Here is a 20,787-nt window from a genome sequence, read left to right as displayed (position 1 = left end):
TCGAAGCACCTCCCGCATCAACAGTTCGGGTCGTCGGACGAGGTGCTCAGGCCAGCCTTCAGGGCGTCGAACTCGTCAGCCGTGAAGACGAGCCGAGGACCGTCGAGGCCGGCCTTGCTGTCCAAGATCGCGACCCAGCCATCACGCTGCGCAACCATCACGCAGTTGTTGCCGTTCTCGCCGCTGAAGCTGGACTTGCGGAACTCGTGGGGGGCGAAGTCCGGTGGGGTGTTGGCCATCGAGGCGCTCCTTGACTGAAAAGCCGGTGGTGGTGCTTCAGTTGTACTCGTCGGCCACCTGACGCAGGAACTTCCGGGTCGCCTCGAAGCTCAGGGCGGCGCCGGTGAGGCGAGACCAGGCCCTGTCATGGGCAGCCACGGCGGCCTTGTCGTCGAGGTAGCGCAGCTCGCCCTCGTTCTCGGTGTAGGCGAACTCCAGCGGGCCGGCGACGCCCGGCGAAGGGATCCGCAGCAGGACGAAGCGGTTGCCGATCGAGGCGCTCTGCACGCGGGTCTTGAACGGCAGCAGCTGAAGGCGCACGTTAGGCAGCTTCGACATCTCGATCATGTACTCGACCTGCTCGCGCATGACCTCCGGCGGTCCGTATTCGCGGCGGACAGAGGACTCCGAGATGACGAACGCCACTTCGGGTGGGTCAGACTTCTTGTAGATCGCTTGCCGCGCCAGCCGCGCTTGAACGCGAGCGTCCAGGTCCGTGCCAGCGTGAGCGTGCTTGCAGAGCGCGCGGATGAACGCCTCGCACTGCAGCAGGCCCGGAGGCACCTCGCACTCGACGGTGCGGATGAGGTCGCAGTGCTCCTCCAGATCCACCATCGTTCGGAACTGCTCGCTGTAGTGGCTGCGGATGCCGGTCCACTTGCCGCGCTGGTGGTTGTTCCGCCGCAGTTCCAGCAGCACGTCCTTGTGCCACTGTTCGGTCACGCCGAGGCCGTCGAGCAACAGGAGCAGGTCGCCAGGGGTAATGCTGGCCTGCCCTGCTTCCAGAGCGGCGATCTTGCTCTGGCCCTTCTCGATCAGCGCTGCCGCTTCCTCCTGCGACTTGCCTGCGAGCTCGCGCAGGTGCTCGATCTCCTTGCCGAGCAGGAGCTTCTTCGCGGTCGGCGTGACCTTGGCCATGCGGTGCCCTTCCCGAGCGGACGGTGAGCTCGTTCCATCCTCGCTGGTCACACAGCGTACTCAAGCACAACCACCCATTCGGGTGCATATCTAAATTCCGATTATCGGAGTAGCGTCGGGAGCTAGTTCCGATAATCTGACTTTAGATGACTGGACACGGTACACCGTCCGGTCGACCGCCACGAAGGAGGGGTCCGCATGCCGCAGTGGCTGCTGATCTACGTGCTCGTAGCGGCGCTAACCCTCGTGGTGGTACTCGCTGGCCTGTGCTGGCTGGCGTGGGCCACTTGCAAGTGGCTCGACAACCGGCGGGACCGGCGGTGCCAAGCCGCACGCACCATGGTGTTGGCGCGCATCGCGGCCGGGCACGTCAACGAGCCCCTCGGCGGGGAGGCTGCTTCCCCCGACAGCGGCCTCCCCGCCGAGGTTCCACAGCGTCAACGAGCGCTCCCGCGGTCGCCAGCACGTGTTTGTCGGCCTTCAACCGATCTGCCAACTGGACGTCACGCCCGCGCTGCCCACTCTGCGAATGGAGGTGCTCCTGTTCGATCACGACGGACTGCATCTGTCAGTCCCGGTTCCTGAACCTCAGATCGAGTGTTCCGCACCCCGCATGCATCAACCGGCCGCAGTCTGATCCTCGGGCTCATACCGATCGGGCCCCGGAAATCCAGTCGCGCAGCCGTAAAGGGTCACCGCGGCCTTACGTGCGTGGTTCGTGCTGAACACTCCAACGTGTCCACAAAGGAGATGATCAGCGGTGGCTGTCGCTACGCTTGACGATCTCGATCAGCTCGCTGGCCGCGAACCCAAATTTGGTCCCACGGCACAGCGTTGCAGCCAGTACTACAACGATCACGGCCTCCCGGTCGCCCTCGACTTCCCGTCTCGGTGCATCTTCCTCACAGTCGGTGGCCTCGTTGGTGCTATCACAACGCCCGCGCCGATCGGGACGAATGTGTTGCGACGTTTGGACATCGCGATGTCTGGAGGTCCAGTGGTCATCGACTCCGGCAGGAAGCGATGGATCTTCCTTACCGGCTCCCCGCGTTCGATCAACGATGACACGGCAGTCGACCTACTTCGCCTCGGTGTGACTGTCCATAAAGGCGGCGAACGGTTGGCGCTCCCCACACCCGACGAAGAACAGCTCGGACTACGACAGTGGCAGCGACGACTGATCGCCGGTCGAGACCTGCCTCTGCAGTCACTCGTCATTGCCATGATCAGGATCGCAGGCTCCCAAGGCCCAGTGACCTGAAGCCCACGCACCTGGCAGGCCGAAGCCATCTCGAATCATTCGCGGATCCATTGCGCGAGCCTGCTGCCGTCAAGAGGAGCGCAGTCATGGCTGAATGCGGACCGCTGACGATCACCGGCTGGCAAACGCTTGTCGTCGTCGTACTCATCGTCGTGATCACCTTCGTCTACGGCGAACTCTGTGCACGAGACGCAGCCCGGAGAATCCGCGACGAGTTCTACGTCGAGGACAACGACTCCGGCGATGAGGAATACGGATGGTCGGCCAACGAGGCTGACACGGGGCCGATCGAATTCGACGAGAGACCCCAGAGACGCGCACGGCACTCGCAAGAGTGAGCGCGAGTACCTGACTGCCCGCGGCGAGCCCATCCATCTCGGACTCGTCCTATTGGGAGTGAGACAACGATGACCGGAGCGCCTCACCCGATGCCCGGACTATGGCTTACCGAGGTACGCGAAGCGGCTGTCAACTACGTCCGCCACGGTTGGCCAGTCCGGCCGGCGCCACTAACCTCCACAGCCGTTTCGGGATTCTGTGACGACGAGATCACCGACGCCGAGGAAGCCCTGGACGTGTGGACCAGGGCACCGTATCCAATACTTCTGGGTTGCGGATCGGCCGTCGAGGCGATTGAGGTTCCCGGCCTGGTGTCGCGGAATGCGATCCACTCCCTCCGTGCCGCCGGCCTGCTTGGACCGATCATCGCCGCTCCATTCGGCACCGACTACATGCTCGCTTCGGCAGGTCAACGACGAACTGTTCTCGAAGATCGCGACGTCGTAGGTCGACAACTTGCACAAGGGGAACGGTTGGTACTGCCGCCGACGGCTGTCGATGCGCCTCTCCACCGATGGCGCATCTCGCCGACGGCCGTTGGCTGGAAGCTGCCGAACTTTTCCGCTCTACAGCGGGAACTGGCTAAGTCATCGCTCCCTCGCCAAAGTGATCCAGCCGTCCTTGCCCGATGTGGACAGGCATGAAGTGCCACCATGTCGCCGACTGGCCCAGGCCGGAAGCCTCCCCCGAGCCGGGGCCACGTCGGCCGTCAGGCCACAGCGTCGAAGACGCACAGTGTCAGGAGGTCGTGAAGGCGGCATCGATCGCCCGGCCTCCGAAGCGGCTCCGCTCCGGCCTGACCTCCGACTGCGACGCGGCCGGGCCCGCGCCCCGATCTACCCGGCCGTGTCGCAGTCTCCTCGCCACACCCCCGACGTCCAAAAAGGACCGACCGTTTGTATCAGGCGTCTGTTCGATTACGCCGTAGCCTCCTCAAATTTCCAGTTCCTCCATGACCGATCGGAACGTCCGAACTTGTTGAACCAAAAGGATTGTGGGGTGTCGAGCCCATGAGTAGCGGGGCCAGCAACCCACCTGAACGGACATTCACTCCCGCCGATATTCCGGTGCTCCCCGGCACGAGCCGCCTCGGCCTGTTGATACTGGCCAGTTCCGAGTGCCCCTTGAGGTGGCAGCCAGGAGTTGGGCGGCACGCGAGTCTTGGCAACGACAGGTGGGTGCTTCACCTTCCGGCCGAGTCACCACTCCTGTTGGCGCAGAGTGTCCGCCGTACCCACGGAGTACTCGGCGTTTCGGTGCAGTCTTCCGGACCCGTCACGGCCGCGGACCGCCTCGCGCTGGCTTTCGCGGAGCACTTGAGCGTTATGCGTACGTCGGACAAGAGTCCTTATCCGCTCAGTGGCGCTTTCGTGACAAGCGCGAAGCGAGACGTCCCCGGTTCCCGAGACGCACTCATCCGGCTGTTTCACTTCGCCTCCGTCCGCACTTCGGCAGGAGTCAGCGACGCGGTCGTCTGGGAATGGATCGACCGTCCCAACGCGGAGGCATGGTTCGGATCACCATTGCCGGAGCTCGGCCCGCTGGAACTCCACCTCGCGGAGCTGCTGCAGCTGCGCCGCGCGGTGCGGGCAAATCGGTATCCCCAAACACCCGACGGCGTCGCCCTCGCTGACGCACTGAAAGACCGGCACTTCTCCAACCGATTCGTGCTGGACAACTACTACCTCGTATGCCGACTGATAGCCGGTCACATCGACAAGGAGAGCAATCAATGAGCCGCACAATGAAAACTCTGACTGCGACCGCGGCCGGCGGTACCGCTTGCGCTGCCCCGGACGGTACGAAGTTTCGACGGCGGGATGCACAATGACTGCGGCCTGCATCGAACGCGCTCAGGCGTACGACCGGAGCTACGGGAGCTGGGCGCGCTCATCCGGTCAACATGCGCTGTCCCCTTGGGCGCCATCGGATGCGGCATCGGCGCAGCCCTTGGCATTTCGATCAGCAATCGCCCCCGATGACGCGTGGCTGATCAGAGCAGTCCGCGACGGGAACATCGCGGCCTATGGCGAGCTGTACGTACGCCATGTCGCTGCTGCATACAACCTTGCTCGTCAGCTCGCCCGTTCGGCCATCGAGGCGGACGACCTGGTGTCGGAGGCATTCAGCAAGGTTCTTAGCTCCCTGCAAGGTGGTCGAGGACCAGACTCGGCGTTCCGCGCCTACCTGCTCACGGCCTTGCGTCACACGGCTTACGACAAAACGCGGAGGGACCGGAAGGTTGAGCTGACCGAGGACGTGACGACCGCGGTAAACCCGGTACTCGTAAGCGTGCAGTTCGACGACACCGCGTCGGCTGGCCTTGAGAAGGAGCTTGCGGCGAACGCGTTTGCTCGGCTGCCTGAGCGATGGCAGACGGTACTTTGGCTGACCGAGATCGAAAGCAGGTCACCAGCAGAGGTTGGTCCGAAACTCGGTCTGACAGCCAATGGCGTGTCCGCGCTGGCTTACCGGGCGCGCGAAGGGCTTCGACAGGCATACCTACAAGAGCATCTCGCAGGAGCAACGGGATCCCGTTGCCAGCCTACGGTCGATCGGCTCGGTGCCTGGACTCGGCGCGGCCTGCCAACGCGGGAGGCTCAGCAGGTTCGTGACCACCTTGCTGAGTGCGGTTCATGCCGCACGCTTTCGTTGGAACTTGCCGAGATCAACACCTCCTTCCGCGTCCGTGCAGCTGGGAAACGGTCTTGCGCCCAGGTTGGTAAGAGCCGTCGGCAGCAGGAACGCGGGCGGTTGCCGTCTGCGGCGCTTGCTGAGCGTGGCACCGCTGCCGTGAAGCTAGCGAGCTAACCGTATTGAGTCTCAAAGTTGTTAGGCACCAACGGAACCACAATATGTCTTCGCGCGCACCGCGGCTGGCCGCCGCCGAGAAGCAGACGATTGTCGACCTGTACCTGACCAAGGTCAACGGACGGTGGCCAACGAATACTGCCATCGCTCGTCAAGTCGGCCGCTCTCGCACGGCTGTGGAAAACACCATCGAGAAGGCCGGGGTCGCACGAGGCAAGAAACGCCGACTGACCACAGGGGAGAAGAAACGCATTATCGCGCTGTACCAGACATGGACTGGTACCCGCTGGACCTCCAGCATCGAGATCAGCAAGATCGTGGGTCGACCGCCCAGCACCATCAATCGAGTAGTCACCGAGGCGGGTATCAATCGCACCATCAGTGAGGCACTGAGTGCGCAAGTGCCCGACCCACTGCGGCAACAGATCATCCACCTCTACACAGCGACAGGCTGGTCCTATCCGAAGGTCGCCGAGCACCTGAAGATCGGTTCGCGTGTGGTTTAAGACGTGCTTGACGCCGCTGATGTCATTGTGCGACAAGGCCCCAACAGGATGGCCAAGGTTCGCATCAGGGAGGCCAGGCGCCTGGTCGCTCTTTATCAACAGGGCCTCTCCGCGCGGGAGGTCGCCGAGCGCACGGGCCGCACGCGCGGAGTCGTCGAGAGCCTCGTACGTGATGCAGGGGTTCAGCGGACCCGCTCCGAGGCCGCACGGATGGCGGCGCGACGACGGGCTGCGCGGACCAAGCTCGCGGCCATGGCGATGCGTCCGTCGGCCAGACGGTGGATCACCGGAACCACCGTTGAGGACTTGTCCAATGAGCAGGACGTGCCGACGGACCTGATGTGGGAGGCGCTATCGCGCACTCTGACGCCAGCCGACCTCCGCCGGAGGCGGGCTATCACGCGTGAAGCGAGCAACCTGGTTCCCCTTGGCGGCGATAGCCGCGAGAGCGAGTGCGGCCTGACGTGTCCTTACGCATGCGCCGCGGTGTGCGCCCGAACCCTGGGGCGCCAAGACCGGCACTCCGCACTGACCGGGAAGACCGGCCTCGTGGACGTCAAGTCGTCGGCTGGATGAGGATCGCGGCGAGCGCACCAACGACGAGGAACGGCCCGAGGGAGATCTCCTTGGTCGGTTCCACCCGCCGGGCGATGCGCAGCACAACCAACGTAATGGCCGCACCGAGCCAGCCGAGCAGTGTTCCCACCAGCAGCGCCGCCCACCCATTCCAACCCAGCGCAAGGCCCAGCATGCCCCCAAGCCGGAGATCTCCGCCGCCGAGCTGGCCAGGTCGAAGGAAGTAGAGCGCTCCGTAGAACGCGAGGAGCGCGAGCAGGCCGGCAGTGGAGCGGAGGACCGGGTACGCGTCGCGGTTGAGCAGGGCAGCCATGCCGAAGAGCGCGGCGAGGATGATGCCGCTGGGCCAGATGAGCTTGGTGGGTAGCGTGCGGGAGTTCCAGTCGATCGCGGCCAGCAGGACACCAGCAGCGGCGAGCCAGGAGTAGGCGAACAGGTCGGGCACGGCGCCGATGCGCCAGGCCAGTGCCGAGAACAGGACCGCGGTGACCACTTCGAGCAGGCCCCGTGGGGCCAGTCGTTCGCACCCCGCCGGGAGAAGCGAGCTTCGCTGGACGGCGATACGCAGGACACTGGCGACAACGAGTCCGACCAGGCCCCAGCCGGCGAGGCTGAGCGCGGTCACCGAGACGCTCGCGCCATTCGCCTGCTCGCGGATGTGACAGAGCTCGTCAACGCTGTACCCCCTGTAGCCCCCTGGTTACGGCCTTCCGGTGTAATGAACCTACTACTCAGCGCCATTTGGACACGGTGTCATTAGCCCATTTGGGTGAACTTTGACCTGTTTTCGCTGTTCCGACACTTGTGTCCCTTCATAGGGACATTGCGGTCTCCTAGGGGGCGCCAGGTAGACGTGAGGAGTACCACACTAGATCGAAAGGAATTTTCGCAGATCCGAGGGGGTGCACGTGGTCGGGGGCAACGTACACGGCCGCAACGGCCGGCGCAGGGTGGGACTGGCGGTTGTTGGACTCGCGGCGCTGACGTTGGCGGCCTGTAGTTCGAACTCGTCTTCGACGCCTGGGGGCACGACTGGGGCGGCAACACCGCCATCAACGACCAGCGCTCCGCCGTCGTCGGCTTCTCCGGCGGACACAGCGCGTCAGCAGGCGACGGCTGCCTACACGGGCATGTGGCGGCAGATGGCCAAGGCCGGTGAAACCGCCGACTGGCAGTCACCTGAGCTCGCAAAGTACGCGACCGGCGACGCGCTCGGGGTGATCAACCGCAGCCTGTACACGGACCATCTCAACGGTGTCGTGACGAAGGGCGAGCCGAAGACGAACCCCCAGGTGTCCAAGGTGGATCCGCCGGACAACCCGACCACGGTCATGATCTCGGACTGCGGAGATGACAGCGGCTGGCTGAAGTACAAGAACGGTCAGCTGCTCAACGACACACCGGGCGGGCGACGCTCGATCACCGCGGAAGTCAAAAAGCAGCAGGACGGCACGTGGAGGGTCACCCGCTTCGCAGTAGAGGCGGTGGGCACGTGTTAAAGCGATTGGGAGTCGTAGTCGGTCTGTCCGCGGCCGTGATCGTGGCGACCGCGGTCCCCGCCTTCGCGGACGGCGGGTGGGGATTCACCGACTGCAGCCAGTACCCCAACCCTGGTTGCGAACTCGGCGCGGGCAAGAATCCCCGCCCTGGAAGCGGTAACCAGGGCAACGGGAACAGCAAGCCTGGCAACCCTGGACAGAGCAAGCCCGGCTCGGGTCAGGCCAACGCCAATGGCGACACGATCATCGGCGGTAACCCCAACCTGGCCCAGTGCGGCTATGTGCGCAGTGATTACCAGGGCCCGCCACCGGGAGGCGTGCAGCCGGCGGCCTTCCAGGTTCCGCCCAAGACCGGCGGAGTCACCGCGGTCCCCGCGGTGTACCGGCCGCAGAGCGCGTCGGCCACCGCGCAGTTCGCGGTCGCGCAGCCGCGGTTCGCGCAGGCCCAACCACCGTCCGGCGCCTGGTACGTCTACAAGTGCACCGGGCCCGGCTTCGCGGATGCGCTGTACCGGCCGCCGGTCTGGATCGCTGACGGCCAGCCCGGCCCGGCGCCACTGCCGTCGCCAGCCGAGCTCGCGGCGCAGGCGCGGAACCAGCTGCGGCTTCCTACTCCGAAGATCAAGGCGAACCCGGCTGGCGATCAGCTGGTCAGCCTGCCGACGTGGTTGTGGCTGGACCGCAGCAGCTGGGGTGACGTCTCGGCCACCGCGTCGGTGCCGGGCGTGTCGGTGACTGCGGTCGCGAGGCCGACCTCGGTGACGTGGTCGATGGGTGATGGCGGCTCGGTGACCTGTACTGGTCCTGGCTCGCCGTTCCCCGCCGGTGGTGACCCGAAGAGCGCCTCGCCGGACTGCGGCTACACCTACAAGACGTCCTCGGCCGGGCAGCGCGCCGACGCGTTCCCGGTGACCGCCACGGTGAACTGGACCGTGACGTGGTCGGGCGCGGGCCAGGGCGGCACGTTCCCGAACATGACGACCTCGGCCTCGGTGGCGTTCCGCGTGGCGGAGAGCCAGGGAATCGCGACCGGCTGAGCAAAGCCTCCCGCCTCACGAGGGCGGGCGTGCACAACGAAACACCCTGTTGCGAACAAGGCACGTCGAATACCCGAGTCGACGCGTCGCGATGGCGTCATGCCTGAAGGAGGTCGGTGGTGACCACTACCGCAGGTTCGACCAGCACGGACACGACGACGCAGAAACCAGCGTCGCCGAACGCGTGGGCTGGCCGTGACGGCAAGACTCCTTCGCGTTTGAGCGGCAGCGGTCGGCGCCGAAGCGTGCCTTACCTATTGCTCGGTGTTCTGCTGGTCCTGGTGTGTGCGGCCGGCGGTGTGTTCGCCGGAATGCAGCTGGGTGACCGGGAAAACGTGCTCGCGCTGGCCCGTCCTGTTGCCGTAGGCCAAGTTCTGACGGCGCAGGATCTCAAGCAGGTCAGCATGGCCGCAGACTCCGGCATGGACGTGATGCCCGCATCGGCTGCGTCCACAGTGGTGGGTCAGCCGGTGGCGTTCAGCCTGCCCGCCGGCTCACTTGTGACCCGTTCGGTGCTCGGCGCCCCACAGATTCCGGCACAGGGCAAGGCAATCGCCGCCGTCGGGCTGAAGCCGGGACAGTTCCCGCCCGACCTGTCGCCCGGTACCACCGTCGCGGTCCTCACGACTCCAGGGCAGGGCACAACGACCGGAACGTCGACCGGTTCCGGGCAGACGTCGTCGTGGACCGCGGTGGTGACAGGCATTGCCACGCGCGAGACCGAGCAGACCACGGTCGTGTCGCTGCAACTATCCGAATCGGACGCTCGCGCATTGGCATCGGCCCCGGCGGGACAACTCAGTCTGGTCGCGATCGCGGGAGGAGGCCGCTGATGCTCATCGCCGTCTGCTCGCTGAAAGGGTCGCCGGGCGTGACCACACTGGCGACCGCGCTCGGCGCCCGTTGGCCGGGCCAGGAGAACCCGATCGTGGTCGAGGTCGACCCCGCCGGCGGTGACCTGATGGCCCGCTTCCGGCTGCCCGACACACCGGGCCTGGTCAGCTTGGCCGCGGCGGCACGAGGCCGTAGCGGTGCCGATCCGAATCTGCTCGCCCAGCACACCCAGCTTCTCCCCGGTGGCCTGCGGGTGGTGCTCGGCCCGGTCGGTGCCGAACAAGCTCGCGCCGCCCTGACGGTGCTGGCCTCGGGCCCGTCCTCGCCGCTGCGTCGGGCCACAGACCAGCCGGAGACCACGGTCATCGCCGACTGCGGCCGGGTCGATCCGGACTCGCCCGCGTTCCCGATCATCCGCAGCGCGGACGCGATGCTGCTGGTCGCCCGCCCGCACGACGACGAGCTCGCGCACGTCGCGCTCAAGCTGCAGGCCGCCCAGCAGTGGTCACGACGCCCGTGCTTCGTCCTGGTCGGCGACGGCTACCCGACCGCGGAGGTCTCCCAAGCGCTGCGCATCCCGGTGATGGGTCGCGTGCCGCGCGACGACAAGGGCGCCGCAGTGTTGTGTGGCCAGGGCACCGGCCGACGTGGGCCCGACAAGTCCCCGCTGGGGCGGGCCGCCGCCAGGATCGCGCTCAACCTTTATGCGCACGGGCACCAGCCGACCGGCAACGGCGCCCGTGCCTCGCACCTGCGGTTGGCCGTTCCGGGTGAGCCGGTCTCGGGTGTGGCGCTGCAACCGCTCGGGCCGCAAACCCGTAACGGAGCGACGCCATGACGCGGCCTGACGTCGGTGATCCGCGCCTGGCGGCGTCGACCAACGGCGCCGGCCCGAACCTGGCTGCCCACCACGCGGCTGGACCGGCGGATCTGCCACACCGGCCTGCCGGGGAAGCCGCCGCGGTGGAACGGCTGCGGCAGCACCTGCGCGAGGAGTTGTCCGCCCAACTCAGCCAACGCATCCGGGCTGACGAGACCGCCGGCCGCCCGCCGATGGACGCCCCAGCACGCCGCCGGCTGGCCGAGGCGATCCTGACCGACGCGGCCGAGGCGCACGCCCAGGCCGAGCTGCGCAACTCCGCCACCGGCGGGATGCTCGTGGCTCCCGAGGTCGAGCAGCGTCTGATTCGCCAGGTCCTGGACGAGGTCTTCGGTCTGGCCGGTCTGGAACCGCTGCTGGCCGACACCGACATCGAGAACATCAACATCAACGGCGACCGTGTCTTCGTCAAGTACGCCGATGGCCGTCGCAAGCGGTTGCCCCCGGTGGTCGGCTCGGACACCGAGCTGATCGACCTCATCCGGGACCTGGCTACCCGTTCCGGAGTGGAGGAGCGCCGCTTCGACCGCGGCAGCCCGATCGTGAACTTCCAGCTGCCCGGTGGCGAGCGTGTCTCGGCGGTCATGGCGGTCACCGCGCGCCCGTCGGTGTCGATCCGCCGGCACCGGTTCACCAAGGTCACGCTGGCCGAGCTGCGCGAGAACGGCACCATCGACCTCGCGCTGGAGAGCTTCCTGAAGGCCCTGGTGCGCGCCAAGCGCAACGTCCTGGTCACCGGCGGCACGGCGATCGGCAAGACCACCCTGCTGCGCGGCCTGGCCTCGGCCATCCCATCGTGGGAACGGCTGATCACCATCGAGGACGTCTTCGAACTCGGCCTCGGCGAGGACGCCGAGGCGCACCCGGATGTGGTGGCGCTGCAGGCCCGCGAACCGAACATCGAGGGCCAGGGCGAGATCTCGCTGTCGGACCTGGTGTGGCAGTCCCTGCGCATGTCGCCGGACCGGGTCATCGTCGGCGAGGTCCGCGGGCCCGAGGTCATCCCGCTGACCAACGCGATGTCCATGGGCAACGACGGCAGCATGGGCACCCTGCACAGCAGCTCCAGCCAGGGCGCGTTCACCAAGCTGGCCGCCTACGCCGTGCAAGGCCCCGAGCGGTTGCCGATGGAAGCGACCAACCTGCTGGTGGCTGCGGCGCTGCACTTCGTGGTGCACCTGGAAAAGCCCCGCGACGACCCGAGCAAGCGCGTGGTGTCCTCCATCCGGGAAGTCGTCGGCGCCGACGGCGCCCAGATCATCAGCAACGAGGTCTGGCGCCCCGGCCCGGACCTGCGCGCCGTACCGGGCGCGCCGCTGCGCACCGACACCGTCGACCTGCTCGTCGAGGCGGGTTACGACCCGGACCTGTTCGAGCGGCGCGAAGGGTGGTGGACGCCATGACCACGACCGCCGCCCTGTTCGGCCTGCTCGGTGCCGGTGTGGCCGTCGGTGTCCTGCTCATCGCCGCCGGGCTGCGCGGCCGGCCCGCCCGTCCGGCGACTCCGTCGCGGCTGAGTGCCTGGCTGGCCGCCCGGCATGACCGCAAGCGGGTCGGCTGGCTCGTCGTGGCCGTGCTCGCCGGCCTGGCCGTCGGCGCGGTCACCGGCTGGGTGGTCGCCGCCATCCTGACCGCGCTCGCGGTAGTCGGCCTGCCGCGGATCCTCGGCTCGAACGTCGACCACAAGCGCCACCTCGAACGCATCGAGGCGATCGCCGGGTGGACGGAGATGCTGCGTGACACCCTGGTGGCCGCGGCCGGCCTGGAACAGGCCATCCTCGCCACCGCCCCGGCCTGCCCCGAAGCGATCCGCGAGGAGATCACCGAGCTCGCCGTCCGGCTGGAACGCGGCGAACGCCTCGCACCGTCCCTGCGCCACCTCGCCGACCAACTGCGCGACCCCACCGCGGACCTGGTGATCTCCGCGCTCGTGCTCGCCGCCGAGCACCAGGCCCGCCAACTGGCCGACCTGCTCGGCGAACTCGCCAGCGAGGCACGCGAGCAGGCGTCCATGCGGATGCGCGTCGAGGCCGGCCGCGCCCGCACCCGGACCAGCGTCCGCGTCATCGTGATCACCACGCTGTCCTTCGCGATCGGGCTGGTGCTGCTCAACCGCGGCTACCTCGCCCCCTACGACTCCGCGTTCGGGCAAATCATGTTGCTGTTCGTCGGCGCGCTGTTCGCGGCAGCTTTTGCTTGGCTGGCACGGATTGCGCGGATGCGTGAGCCGGAGCGCTTCCTCACGGAGCTGGCCACGATCCGGCCCCACGACGCCGACGTGGACGTCGATGACTTGCTCACCGGGAAGGGGGCGTCGTCATGATCAGCGCGTTGTTGTGGGGCGCCGGGCTCGGCGTCGGCTTGTGGGCGCTCGTGGTCTACGTGTTCCCGCCGAGGCCGCCGCTGCGCGCTCTGGTCGACCGGTTGCACGCGACGCCCGCGCCGCCACCGATCCTCACCGCGGACTCCGACGGCTGGGCGTTGCGCGTGGGCCGGCCGTTCATCAAGCCGTTGGCCGCGCTCGGGTTGCCCAACCGCAAATTGCGCAACGACCTCGCGGTCACTGGCAAGAGCATTGAACATCACCTGGCCGAGAAGGCCACGCTGGCGCTGACCGGCCTGTTGCTGCCGATCCTGATGCAACTGCTGCTCGTCGTGGCCGACGCTGGTCTCGGCTGGGAAGTCCCCGCGGTCGCCAGCCTGCTCTTCGCGCTCGGTGGGTTCCTGTTGCCGGATATCAGCGTGCGGCAGGAAGCCGAGCGGCGGCGCTCGACCTTCCGGCACGCGCTGTCGGCCTACCTGAACCTGATCCGGGTCCTGCTGGCCGGCGGCGCCGGAGTCGACGGCGCGCTGTCGGACGCGGTCGGCATCGGCAAGGGCTGGGCCTTCCAACAGCTGCGCCGTGCGCTGGTCACCGCCAAGCTGACCCGCACCACACCGTGGTCGACCCTCGGTCAGCTCGGCACCGAGCTCGACGTGCATCAGCTGTCCGAGCTGGCCGCCTCGGTCAGCCTCGCCGGCACCGAGGGCGCCCGCGTGCGCGCCAGCCTCGCGGCCAAGGCCGCGGCGCTGCGCACCCGTGAACTCACCGACGCTGAAGGCGAAGCGCAGGCCGCCACCGAACGGATGAGCCTTCCCGTGGTGATGCTGTTCGGCGGGTTCCTGATTTTCATCGGGTTCCCTGCCCTCGCGAGCGTGCTGGGAGGTCTCTGAAGTTCCCACAAGGACTGTCCATACCGGATCCCGAACCACAGGGGAGAAGCTGATGTTCACCGAAGTTCAGATCCTCATCGCCCGCATCCGGGCCGAGCTGGAGCGGCTGCGCCGCGACGAGGCGGGCTACTCGACCGAGGCGGTCGTGGTCACCGCGTTGCTGGCGGCGCTGGCCATCGCGGTCATTGCGATCATCGTCATCAAGGTCACCCAGAAAGCCAACGGCATCAACCTGTAGGCCGGTGACCACGATGCCTCGACGCCCCAGCCGATCCCGCACGCCAAACACGCGCGAGCGTCCACACCGGATGCGCGTGCGGGCGGCGCTGCGTCGGCTGCGGACGGATCAGCATGGCGCCGGCACGGTCGAACTCGTCATCGCCACGCCCCTGCTGTTACTGCTGATCCTGTTGATCGCGCAGTTCGCGCTCTACATGCACGCCACCCACATCGCCCAAGCCGCCGCTTCCGAAGCCCTGTCCGCGGCACGCGTGTACGGCGGCAGTACGGCCGCAGGCAATGCCGAAGGACAACGAGTCCTCACCCAACTCGGAAGTGGCCCGCTGCAAGGAACATCGGTCAACGTCCAGCGAGGACCGAACCAAGCATCCGTGACGGTCACCGGAACCGTGATCAACGTGATTCCGTTCGCGACCTTCACGGTGCACGCCGAAGCCGTTGGGCCCGTTGAGAAATTCACCCCGCCGACCGGTGCAGGGGCGGTGGCACCATGACCGCGGCCCGCCGTCTTCCCGCGTTCGCGCGCTCGATGCGCGCGAGCATTCGCGCGCTGCGTCGGAACGAACGAGGCTCCGCTGCGGCCGAGCTCACTCTACTGACCCCGCTGCTGATCCTGCTGCTGTTGTTCGTGGTGTTCTGCGGCCGGCTGGCCGACACCAAGCTGCGGATCAACGACGTCGCGCACCAAGCGGCCCGCGCCGCCACCCTGGCCCGCACCCCATCGCAGGCCACCGCCAACGCCCAAGCCACCGCCAGCGCAGCCCTGGCGTCCGCGGGAATCACCTGCCAGTCGTTGTCGGTGTCCACCGACACACAGGGACTCAAGCCGGGCTCCACGGTGACCGTCACCGTGTCCTGCAGCGTCGGCTTCGGGGACCTGACCTCGCTCGGCGTGCCTGGCAGCCGGACGTTCCAATCCAGCTTCTCCTCCCCGGTCGATGTCTGGCGCGGCACCGCCCCGAACGCCCAAGCGGGAGGTGCGCCATGAGGGTGGTCGCATCGCTGCGCCGCCGAACCGGCCGGCTGCGCGAAGACCAGGACGGCCGGGTGACCGCCTTCGTCGTCATCATCGCCCTCGCCGCGCTGCTGTTTGCCGGGCTCGTGCTCGACGGCGGGCTCGCCCTGGCCGCCAAGGTCCGTGCGATGGGCGAGGCGCAGGAAGCCGCGCGGGCCGGCGCCCAGGAAATCGACCTGACCGCCTACCGCGCCGACGGAACCCTGCGCCTGGTCCCACAACAAGCCAGCGCCGCGGCCCGCAGCTACCTCGCCGCCGCCGGCCACACCGGCACCGTCTCGGTCGCCGGCAACACCGTGAACGTGACCGTCAGCATCGACCAGCCGACCCAGCTGCTCGGACTGGTCAGCATCGGCTCAATCACCGTCACGGGAACCGGGCAGGCCCAACCGCAACGCGGAATCTCCGGAGTACTCCCATGACGACCTTCACATGCTCGTACCCAGTTCAGTGCCACACCGGGGAAGGAGACCAGGATGGCGACGACTGAAGAGATCGAACGCCGCGTCGAGCAAGCCGACGCGGCCCGCAGCGCGAAGCGGGCAGCTGCGGCCAAGCGCGTCGGTGAACTCGCACTGCTGCGGGCAGAGGTGGCCGAGAAACTCGGCGACATCGAGCGAGAACTCGGCGACGTCCTCGCTGAGTCCAGCGACGTCATTAGCGTTGACGAGCTGGCCAAGTTCACCGACGTACCCGCCACCGACCTCACCCAGTGGCTCAACGGGCGCAAGACGACTCGCCCCAAGCGCAAGCGGTCCACCGCCGGCACCGCTACCGCGAAACGGGACGCGAGCCAAGCATCGTCCACATCGAACACGGCGCCGGCCACCACCCAGCAGTCCGCGTTACCCGAGCTCGCCGGACCTCGCAACGGCGCGGCGGACACCTCCACCCGGATTCCCGCGCCGGTGACATGACGCCGCTGGCTCCGCTGGCGACCGCGGAGCCGTAAACCTGTACGTCCAAGGAATCGAGCACGCCATGACCGCACACTCGCACTTCTCTCACCGAAAGCCGATACGGCCGGGGACAGGCCGCCCCGCGTGGTGGGCGCTGGCCGCGGTGCTCCGGTTCGTGCGCGGTCTGCTCGCCCTCGTCGTCCTGCTCGCGCTCGTGGCGGGCCTGCCCTGGGCCCTCGTGCACTTTGTGGGGTGGCCCCTGCCTGACGACGTGCCGACCTGGGACGAGATCCAGGCGACGCTGCTCAACCCGATGAGCGCGCAGTTCCTGCTCAACACCCTGGCGGTGCTGTGCTGGATCGTCTGGTTCTTCTTCGCACTCGACGTCCTGCGCTGCACAGTCGATGCGGCGCGCGGGATCACCTGGCCGCAGGTCCGCCCGCCTGGCCCGCTGCACGGCCTCGCCGCGGCCCTGATCGGCACCATCGTGCTGACCCTGCTCGGCAACCGGACCCCGTACACGGCTCCCACCCCGACCACCGCAGCCTTGGCCGCCGATCTCACGCCGGTCGCCGTCGTCGCACCGCTGACCCCAGGCCCGGCCACGCAGGCCGCGGCTCCGCAGGCGGCCGTCGTCCCGGCCGCCACGTTGGCGGTCGATCGGGCAGCGCCGGCCCCGCCGGGCATGGTCCAGGTCACCGAGGAGGTCCGGCTCCCCGAGGACGGGATCTACGACAGCCTGTGGCGGGTCGCCGAACGCATCTACGGTCCCGGCGGCGGAACCCGGTGGCCCGAGTTGTTCCAGCTCAACCGCGGCGTGGAGCAGCCCGACGGCCGCGCGCTGACCCAACCCAACCTCGTGCGCCCCGGCTGGAAGATCACCGCCTACATCCCGGCCCCGCCCGAACAACATCCTCCCGGCGAGCAGCAGCCGCAGGTGCCGCCTCCGCAGCCGCCACCTCCTCCGACGAGCACTGCGCCGACCACGCCTCCGTCAACACAGCCCGCGCCGAACACGACCCCGGCGCCGGCCGACGAGGCCGGCCAGCACCACGACGACCAGGCCGAACCGGGGCTGGACCTGCTGACCGGCGTGTTCGTCAGCCTTGGCCTGGCCGGAGCGATCACGACGGCCATGGTCTCGGTCCGGATGTGGCGCCGACGCCGCTACCGCATCGGCAGCGGCGACCGTGCCGACCTGCAGCGGCCGATCGCGCCCGTGGTCCGCGCCCTGCGGGCCGCCTACGACCAGGACGACGGCAACCGCAGGCCCGTGGACGACGTGGAGTTCGTCGACCTCGCGCCGGCTCCACCGCGGATCCACATCACCGCCGCCGGGGCGCTGGAGCCCGACGACGAACCAGTCCCGGTGACGACGAGGGTCGGCGTGCGGGGTGGTCGCGAACTCGCCCTGAACCTGGCGAGCACCCGCGGCCTCGGTCTCGCCGGCCCCGGCGCCACCGCCGCTGCCCGCGCACTGCTGCTGCACCTGCTCACCGAACAGCAGCCCGGCGACGGCATCCGCGTGCTCGTCCCCGCCGACGACCTGCACCTCGTCTTCGACGGCGCCGACGTCGAGAACCTGCCGTCCACCATCCACGTCGTCGCCACGCTCGACGCCGCCCTCGACGAGATGGAAGCGGCCCTGCTCACCCGGACCCGCCACGCCATCGAGGAGACCGAAACCCGACTCACTCCGGCCTCGCTCGTGCTGCTCGCCAGCCCCATGCCCCACGCGGAACGCCGCCTGCAAGCCGTGCTCGACAACGGCTCGACCCTCGGCCTGGCCGGCGTGCTCCTCGGCCAGTGGCGCCCCGGCGCGACCGTGCGCGTCCGCCACGACGGCACCGTCAGCGCGACCAGCCCTGGCCTCGGCGACGCCCTCGCCGACACACGCCTGTTCAGCCTGCCCTCCACCGACGCCACCGAACTGCTTGCCGTGCTCCGCGATGCTGAAGGCCCCGCCGACCTGGCCACACCCGACCACGCAACCAGCGGCTTCACCGGCGGCGAACTCGCACCGCCCGCAGACGATCACGACGTTGCACCCACGCCGCCCGTCCCCGCACAGCGCTCGGTCGACGAGATGACCCAGCTCGAATCCACCCGCCCGCCGGAACAGGAAGACAACCAGCAGACCCCACCGGCCCCGAGCCTCCAGTTGCTGGACGTCCAGCCCATCCCCGTGGACGTCCCGCCGAAGGCCCCGGCCGCGCACACCCCGGACGACACCGACGAGCGCCGCACGGCCGCCGAGGACGTCAAGCCAGCCGCCGAGCAGGCACCGGCTGCCGAGGAAACCCGGAAACCGGACAACGGTGACGTGGCAGCACCGCAACCCCCGCTGGTTGTGCGTGTGCTGGGACGCCTGCACCTGGCCCTGCGCGGCGACGAGGGAGAGAAGGAGCTCAGCGGCGCGCTGACACCGAAGCAACGGGAACTGCTCGTCTACCTCGCGCTGCACCCCCACGGCGTCCGCCGCGAAGTCCTCAACGAAGCCGTCTGGCCCGACAGCCGGCCACCGCGGCCGTACAACTCGTTCCACAACACCCTGTCGATGTTGCGCCGCGCGCTCACCGACGCCACCGACGGCAGGATCAACAACCTCATCCTCAACGACGACGGCCGCTACCAGCTCAACAACGAACTCGCCGTCGTCGACTACTGGCAACTCCAGCACGCCCTGCAGGCGCCCCGCCCAACCGACGCCGCGGCGCAGGCCCAGCTGCACGACGCCGTCGAGCTCTACCAGGGCGACCTCGCCGAGGACCTGCTCGTGCCCTGGATCGAACCGTTCCGCGAGGCCACCCGACGCGACGTCCTGGACGCGCTCGGCGCCCTGATCCGCGCGCACGGCGACAGCGACCCAGAAACCATGCTCACGCTGCTGGAACGCACCCGGAAGCTCGACCGCTACAACGAGGGCGTCTACCGCGACATCATCCGCACCCAGGCCCGCCTCGACCAGTACGCCGCCATCCCACGCACCCTCGCGCTGCTGACCACCACACTCGACGAGATCGGCCAAAACCCCAGCGCCGACACGCTGAACCTCGCCGACTTCCTCCAACGCCGCGGCAGCACCCGGCGGCCGGTCTCCACCGACAACGCCGCAGCCAGCTGAACCGCGTCCGCCAGTGCAGCGGTACCTCAGTCAGGCTGATCGTCGTCCTGCGGCTGATCGCCGTCGTCCGGCGCCTTCTGCAGGCGCTCGATCAGATCGATGTTCTCTTCCGCCCAGTCGATCAGAGGCCGCGCCCGAACCAGCAAATCCGCGCCCGCGGGCGTCAGCGAGTACACCACCGACCGCGGAAACGTCCGTTCCTCGACCCGGTCCACAAGGCCGGCTGTCTCCATCCTTCGCAAGGTCCGGCCCAATGCCCGGCTCTGAATCCTGCGAACCGACCCGGTCCACGGATCGAACGTGGTCATCTCCTGGATGGCGGCATGCAGCTCGTTGTAATGCAGCGGCCCAGCATTCAACGCCACCAGAATGTGCGTGATCCATTCCCCGTTCAGCACGTGACGGAGATCCCGCGACCGCGCTAGATACCTAGCGTCCCCCGTTACCATGTACACCCCCCAAACTCGTTCGTGATGGCTCGCCTACACCCCGCCCCCGCGGCACAGACGAGCCCTGAGATTCAAAGATTAGAATCGCCTCCTTTCCAGTTACAGGCGTATAATTTCGCCCGGTACCAGCGGCCTCGATGATCAGTGTCAAGGTTGTCAACGTTACGTCAAACGGGGTACCCCGTGCAGCGTATTTCTACTTAGGACGAACCGGCGTCACCACATCGAGTGACCAACTAGTAGGTCAACAGCACGGTCAGTGACCACCTTGTAGTGTCCTGGTCACCTACCAGACGACGGTCCGATCCAACTACCTGTTAGAGCGGTAGCCCTCCGACGCCGCGAACTGCCTGGTCACGCAGCCTGCAGGGGCTACCGATGCTCCGCCCGACTCGGTGGCCGGCAGGCACATGAACAGTCGATTTGGGTGGGTGGTCGCCTGCCGTTCCTCATGATCCGGTGGTCACCCCGAGTGCTCCGGTCACCATCCTTCCGTACCCCACTTTCCACCGGCTGATGGTTACGCATTGGCCTCACCTCTCGCTGCTCGGTCGTCACGGCTGCAAGCCCCCTGCTGCACACTTGCCGCTGATCAACTTCGGTCGAATCCGATACTTTGTTTCAATTCGCATTCAATCACCATTCGCACTTGACGATCACAATTGCGAGCACATGTCAATACTCAAACTCTACTTGAGTTCTCTTGGCTTGAATCGCGTGAGTGGATAGCTCGAATAACAACGCTCGCGATTCGCCATTTCTTGGCATTTCGCCATCCATAAAGCACAAAGCAAGAGATGAGCTGTCCGCTCCGCTGGGGCCTCTGCCGCGCCGGTCGCGTCCGCTGGGGCCTCTGCCGCGCCGGTCGCGTCCGCTGGGGCCTCTGCCGCGCCGGTCGCGTCCGCTGGGGCCTCTGCCGCGCCGGTCGCGTCCGCTGGGGCCTCTGCCGCGCCGGTCGCGTCCGCTG

Annotated in this window: 23 protein-coding genes; 19 read left to right on the top strand and 4 right to left on the bottom strand. The window is 67.7% G+C overall.

What is annotated here, in order from left to right; translation table 11 throughout:
- Positions 1 to 17 precede the first annotated feature (17 nt).
- On the bottom strand, positions 18 to 239 hold the full coding sequence (locus HFP15_RS38845; protein WP_168523008.1) for a DUF397 domain-containing protein: 222 nt from the start codon (positions 237 to 239) through the stop codon (positions 18 to 20).
- 37 nt (positions 240 to 276) lie between these two features.
- On the bottom strand, positions 277 to 1,137 hold the full coding sequence (locus HFP15_RS38840; RefSeq protein WP_168523006.1) for a helix-turn-helix domain-containing protein: 861 nt from the start codon (positions 1,135 to 1,137) through the stop codon (positions 277 to 279).
- Positions 1,138 to 1,897: 760 nt separating this feature from the next.
- Between HFP15_RS38840 and HFP15_RS38835 the strand changes: the two genes are divergently transcribed.
- The 6 genes from HFP15_RS38835 (at position 1,898) to HFP15_RS44260 (ending at position 6,630) form a co-directional block, all read left to right on the top strand.
- Positions 1,898 to 2,398, top strand: a complete 501-nt coding sequence (locus HFP15_RS38835; protein ID WP_168523005.1) for a hypothetical protein — start codon at positions 1,898 to 1,900, stop codon at positions 2,396 to 2,398.
- An 86-nt stretch (positions 2,399 to 2,484) separates the two neighbouring features.
- Complete coding sequence (locus tag HFP15_RS38830) at positions 2,485 to 2,736, top strand: hypothetical protein (RefSeq protein WP_168523003.1); 252 nt, start codon at positions 2,485 to 2,487, stop codon at positions 2,734 to 2,736.
- 1,371 nt (positions 2,737 to 4,107) lie between these two features.
- Entirely contained in the window at positions 4,108 to 4,473 is a 366-nt protein-coding gene (locus HFP15_RS38825) for a hypothetical protein (protein ID WP_168523001.1), read from the top strand.
- Between the two features lie 91 nt (positions 4,474 to 4,564).
- The gene (locus HFP15_RS38820; RefSeq protein WP_168522999.1) at positions 4,565 to 5,548 is read left to right on the top strand and encodes a sigma-70 family RNA polymerase sigma factor; all 984 of its coding nucleotides are present in this window, start codon (positions 4,565 to 4,567) and stop codon (positions 5,546 to 5,548) included.
- Positions 5,549 to 5,592: 44 nt separating this feature from the next.
- Complete coding sequence (locus HFP15_RS38815) at positions 5,593 to 6,054, top strand: hypothetical protein (protein WP_168522997.1); 462 nt, start codon at positions 5,593 to 5,595, stop codon at positions 6,052 to 6,054.
- A gap of 48 nt (positions 6,055 to 6,102) precedes the next feature.
- Positions 6,103 to 6,630 carry a helix-turn-helix domain-containing protein gene (locus tag HFP15_RS44260; RefSeq protein WP_376768928.1) on the top strand — a complete coding sequence of 176 codons (528 nt, stop codon included), beginning with the start codon at positions 6,103 to 6,105 and terminating at the stop codon, positions 6,628 to 6,630.
- Here HFP15_RS44260 and HFP15_RS43235 read toward each other — a convergent pair.
- Positions 6,611 to 7,255, bottom strand: a complete 645-nt coding sequence (locus HFP15_RS43235; RefSeq protein ID WP_168522995.1) for a prepilin peptidase — start codon at positions 7,253 to 7,255, stop codon at positions 6,611 to 6,613. The two genes, HFP15_RS44260 and HFP15_RS43235, sit on opposite strands and share 20 nt — an antisense overlap.
- Before the next feature lie 517 nt (positions 7,256 to 7,772).
- Between HFP15_RS43235 and HFP15_RS38805 the strand changes: the two genes are divergently transcribed.
- From HFP15_RS38805 to HFP15_RS38745, 13 genes are all read left to right on the top strand, one after another.
- Entirely contained in the window at positions 7,773 to 8,129 is a 357-nt protein-coding gene (locus HFP15_RS38805; RefSeq protein WP_228714238.1) for a hypothetical protein, read from the top strand.
- Complete coding sequence (locus HFP15_RS38800; RefSeq protein ID WP_168522993.1) at positions 8,123 to 9,166, top strand: hypothetical protein; 1,044 nt, start codon at positions 8,123 to 8,125, stop codon at positions 9,164 to 9,166. The genes HFP15_RS38805 and HFP15_RS38800 overlap by 7 nt, the downstream gene beginning before the upstream one ends.
- A 119-nt stretch (positions 9,167 to 9,285) precedes the next feature.
- Complete coding sequence (locus tag HFP15_RS38795; protein ID WP_168522990.1) at positions 9,286 to 9,999, top strand: SAF domain-containing protein; 714 nt, start codon at positions 9,286 to 9,288, stop codon at positions 9,997 to 9,999.
- Positions 9,999 to 10,838 carry a CpaE/TadZ family protein gene (locus HFP15_RS38790; RefSeq protein ID WP_168522988.1) on the top strand — a complete coding sequence of 280 codons (840 nt, stop codon included), beginning with the start codon at positions 9,999 to 10,001 and terminating at the stop codon, positions 10,836 to 10,838. The genes HFP15_RS38795 and HFP15_RS38790 overlap by 1 nt, the downstream gene beginning before the upstream one ends.
- Complete coding sequence (locus HFP15_RS38785; RefSeq protein ID WP_168522986.1) at positions 10,835 to 12,283, top strand: TadA family conjugal transfer-associated ATPase; 1,449 nt, start codon at positions 10,835 to 10,837, stop codon at positions 12,281 to 12,283. The genes HFP15_RS38790 and HFP15_RS38785 overlap by 4 nt, the downstream gene beginning before the upstream one ends.
- Entirely contained in the window at positions 12,280 to 13,203 is a 924-nt protein-coding gene (locus tag HFP15_RS38780; protein ID WP_110341582.1) for a type II secretion system F family protein, read from the top strand. The genes HFP15_RS38785 and HFP15_RS38780 overlap by 4 nt, the downstream gene beginning before the upstream one ends.
- Positions 13,200 to 14,093 carry a type II secretion system F family protein gene (locus HFP15_RS38775; RefSeq protein WP_168522985.1) on the top strand — a complete coding sequence of 298 codons (894 nt, stop codon included), beginning with the start codon at positions 13,200 to 13,202 and terminating at the stop codon, positions 14,091 to 14,093. The genes HFP15_RS38780 and HFP15_RS38775 overlap by 4 nt, the downstream gene beginning before the upstream one ends.
- Before the next feature lie 52 nt (positions 14,094 to 14,145).
- Positions 14,146 to 14,331, top strand: coding sequence for a hypothetical protein (locus HFP15_RS38770; RefSeq protein ID WP_168522983.1), 186 nt, complete (start codon positions 14,146 to 14,148; stop codon positions 14,329 to 14,331).
- 13 nt (positions 14,332 to 14,344) lie between these two features.
- Positions 14,345 to 14,827, top strand: a complete 483-nt coding sequence (locus tag HFP15_RS38765) for a TadE/TadG family type IV pilus assembly protein (protein ID WP_246272455.1) — start codon at positions 14,345 to 14,347, stop codon at positions 14,825 to 14,827.
- A complete protein-coding gene (locus HFP15_RS38760; RefSeq protein ID WP_246272451.1) occupies positions 14,824 to 15,321 on the top strand; it encodes a TadE/TadG family type IV pilus assembly protein in 498 nt (165 codons plus the stop codon). The genes HFP15_RS38765 and HFP15_RS38760 overlap by 4 nt, the downstream gene beginning before the upstream one ends.
- Positions 15,322 to 15,323: 2 nt before the next feature.
- Positions 15,324 to 15,770, top strand: a complete 447-nt coding sequence (locus HFP15_RS38755; protein WP_312871963.1) for a pilus assembly protein TadG-related protein — start codon at positions 15,324 to 15,326, stop codon at positions 15,768 to 15,770.
- A gap of 54 nt (positions 15,771 to 15,824) precedes the next feature.
- The gene (locus HFP15_RS38750) at positions 15,825 to 16,265 is read left to right on the top strand and encodes a hypothetical protein (protein ID WP_168522981.1); all 441 of its coding nucleotides are present in this window, start codon (positions 15,825 to 15,827) and stop codon (positions 16,263 to 16,265) included.
- Positions 16,266 to 16,329: 64 nt separating this feature from the next.
- Positions 16,330 to 19,371, top strand: a complete 3,042-nt coding sequence (locus tag HFP15_RS38745; protein WP_168522979.1) for a BTAD domain-containing putative transcriptional regulator — start codon at positions 16,330 to 16,332, stop codon at positions 19,369 to 19,371.
- A gap of 26 nt (positions 19,372 to 19,397) precedes the next feature.
- Here HFP15_RS38745 and HFP15_RS38740 read toward each other — a convergent pair whose 3' ends face one another.
- The gene (locus HFP15_RS38740; protein ID WP_168522977.1) at positions 19,398 to 19,769 is read right to left on the bottom strand and encodes a winged helix-turn-helix transcriptional regulator; all 372 of its coding nucleotides are present in this window, start codon (positions 19,767 to 19,769) and stop codon (positions 19,398 to 19,400) included.
- Between the last annotated feature and the right edge of the window lie 1,018 nt (positions 19,770 to 20,787).

Source organism: Amycolatopsis acididurans (assembly GCF_012328925.1).
In the GTDB taxonomy this organism is placed as follows: domain Bacteria; phylum Actinomycetota; class Actinomycetes; order Mycobacteriales; family Pseudonocardiaceae; genus Amycolatopsis_E; species Amycolatopsis_E acididurans.
The sequence above is the reverse complement of the archived record's forward strand: the minus strand, read 5'-3'. Positions and strand labels throughout refer to the sequence as shown.

Bases quoted from the DNA above. Each gene is read 5' to 3' on its own strand.
- HFP15_RS38845 (WP_168523008.1), bottom strand. From the start codon at position 239: ATGGCCAACACCCCACCGGACTTCGCCCCCCACGAGTTCCGCAAGTCC.
- HFP15_RS38840 (WP_168523006.1), bottom strand. From the start codon at position 1,137: ATGGCCAAGGTCACGCCGACCGCGAAGAAGCTCCTGCTCGGCAAGGAG.
- HFP15_RS38830 (WP_168523003.1), top strand. From the start codon at position 2,485: ATGGCTGAATGCGGACCGCTGACGATCACCGGCTGGCAAACGCTTGTC.
- HFP15_RS38820 (WP_168522999.1), top strand. From the start codon at position 4,565: ATGACTGCGGCCTGCATCGAACGCGCTCAGGCGTACGACCGGAGCTAC.
- HFP15_RS38815 (WP_168522997.1), top strand. From the start codon at position 5,593: ATGTCTTCGCGCGCACCGCGGCTGGCCGCCGCCGAGAAGCAGACGATT.
- HFP15_RS44260 (WP_376768928.1), top strand. From the start codon at position 6,103: ATGGCCAAGGTTCGCATCAGGGAGGCCAGGCGCCTGGTCGCTCTTTAT.
- HFP15_RS38805 (WP_228714238.1), top strand. From the start codon at position 7,773: ATGGCCAAGGCCGGTGAAACCGCCGACTGGCAGTCACCTGAGCTCGCA.
- HFP15_RS38790 (WP_168522988.1), top strand. From the start codon at position 9,999: ATGCTCATCGCCGTCTGCTCGCTGAAAGGGTCGCCGGGCGTGACCACA.
- HFP15_RS38785 (WP_168522986.1), top strand. From the start codon at position 10,835: ATGACGCGGCCTGACGTCGGTGATCCGCGCCTGGCGGCGTCGACCAAC.
- HFP15_RS38780 (WP_110341582.1), top strand. From the start codon at position 12,280: ATGACCACGACCGCCGCCCTGTTCGGCCTGCTCGGTGCCGGTGTGGCC.
- HFP15_RS38775 (WP_168522985.1), top strand. From the start codon at position 13,200: ATGATCAGCGCGTTGTTGTGGGGCGCCGGGCTCGGCGTCGGCTTGTGG.
- HFP15_RS38770 (WP_168522983.1), top strand. From the start codon at position 14,146: ATGTTCACCGAAGTTCAGATCCTCATCGCCCGCATCCGGGCCGAGCTG.
- HFP15_RS38765 (WP_246272455.1), top strand. From the start codon at position 14,345: ATGCCTCGACGCCCCAGCCGATCCCGCACGCCAAACACGCGCGAGCGT.
- HFP15_RS38760 (WP_246272451.1), top strand. From the start codon at position 14,824: ATGACCGCGGCCCGCCGTCTTCCCGCGTTCGCGCGCTCGATGCGCGCG.
- HFP15_RS38750 (WP_168522981.1), top strand. From the start codon at position 15,825: ATGGCGACGACTGAAGAGATCGAACGCCGCGTCGAGCAAGCCGACGCG.
- HFP15_RS38745 (WP_168522979.1), top strand. From the start codon at position 16,330: ATGACCGCACACTCGCACTTCTCTCACCGAAAGCCGATACGGCCGGGG.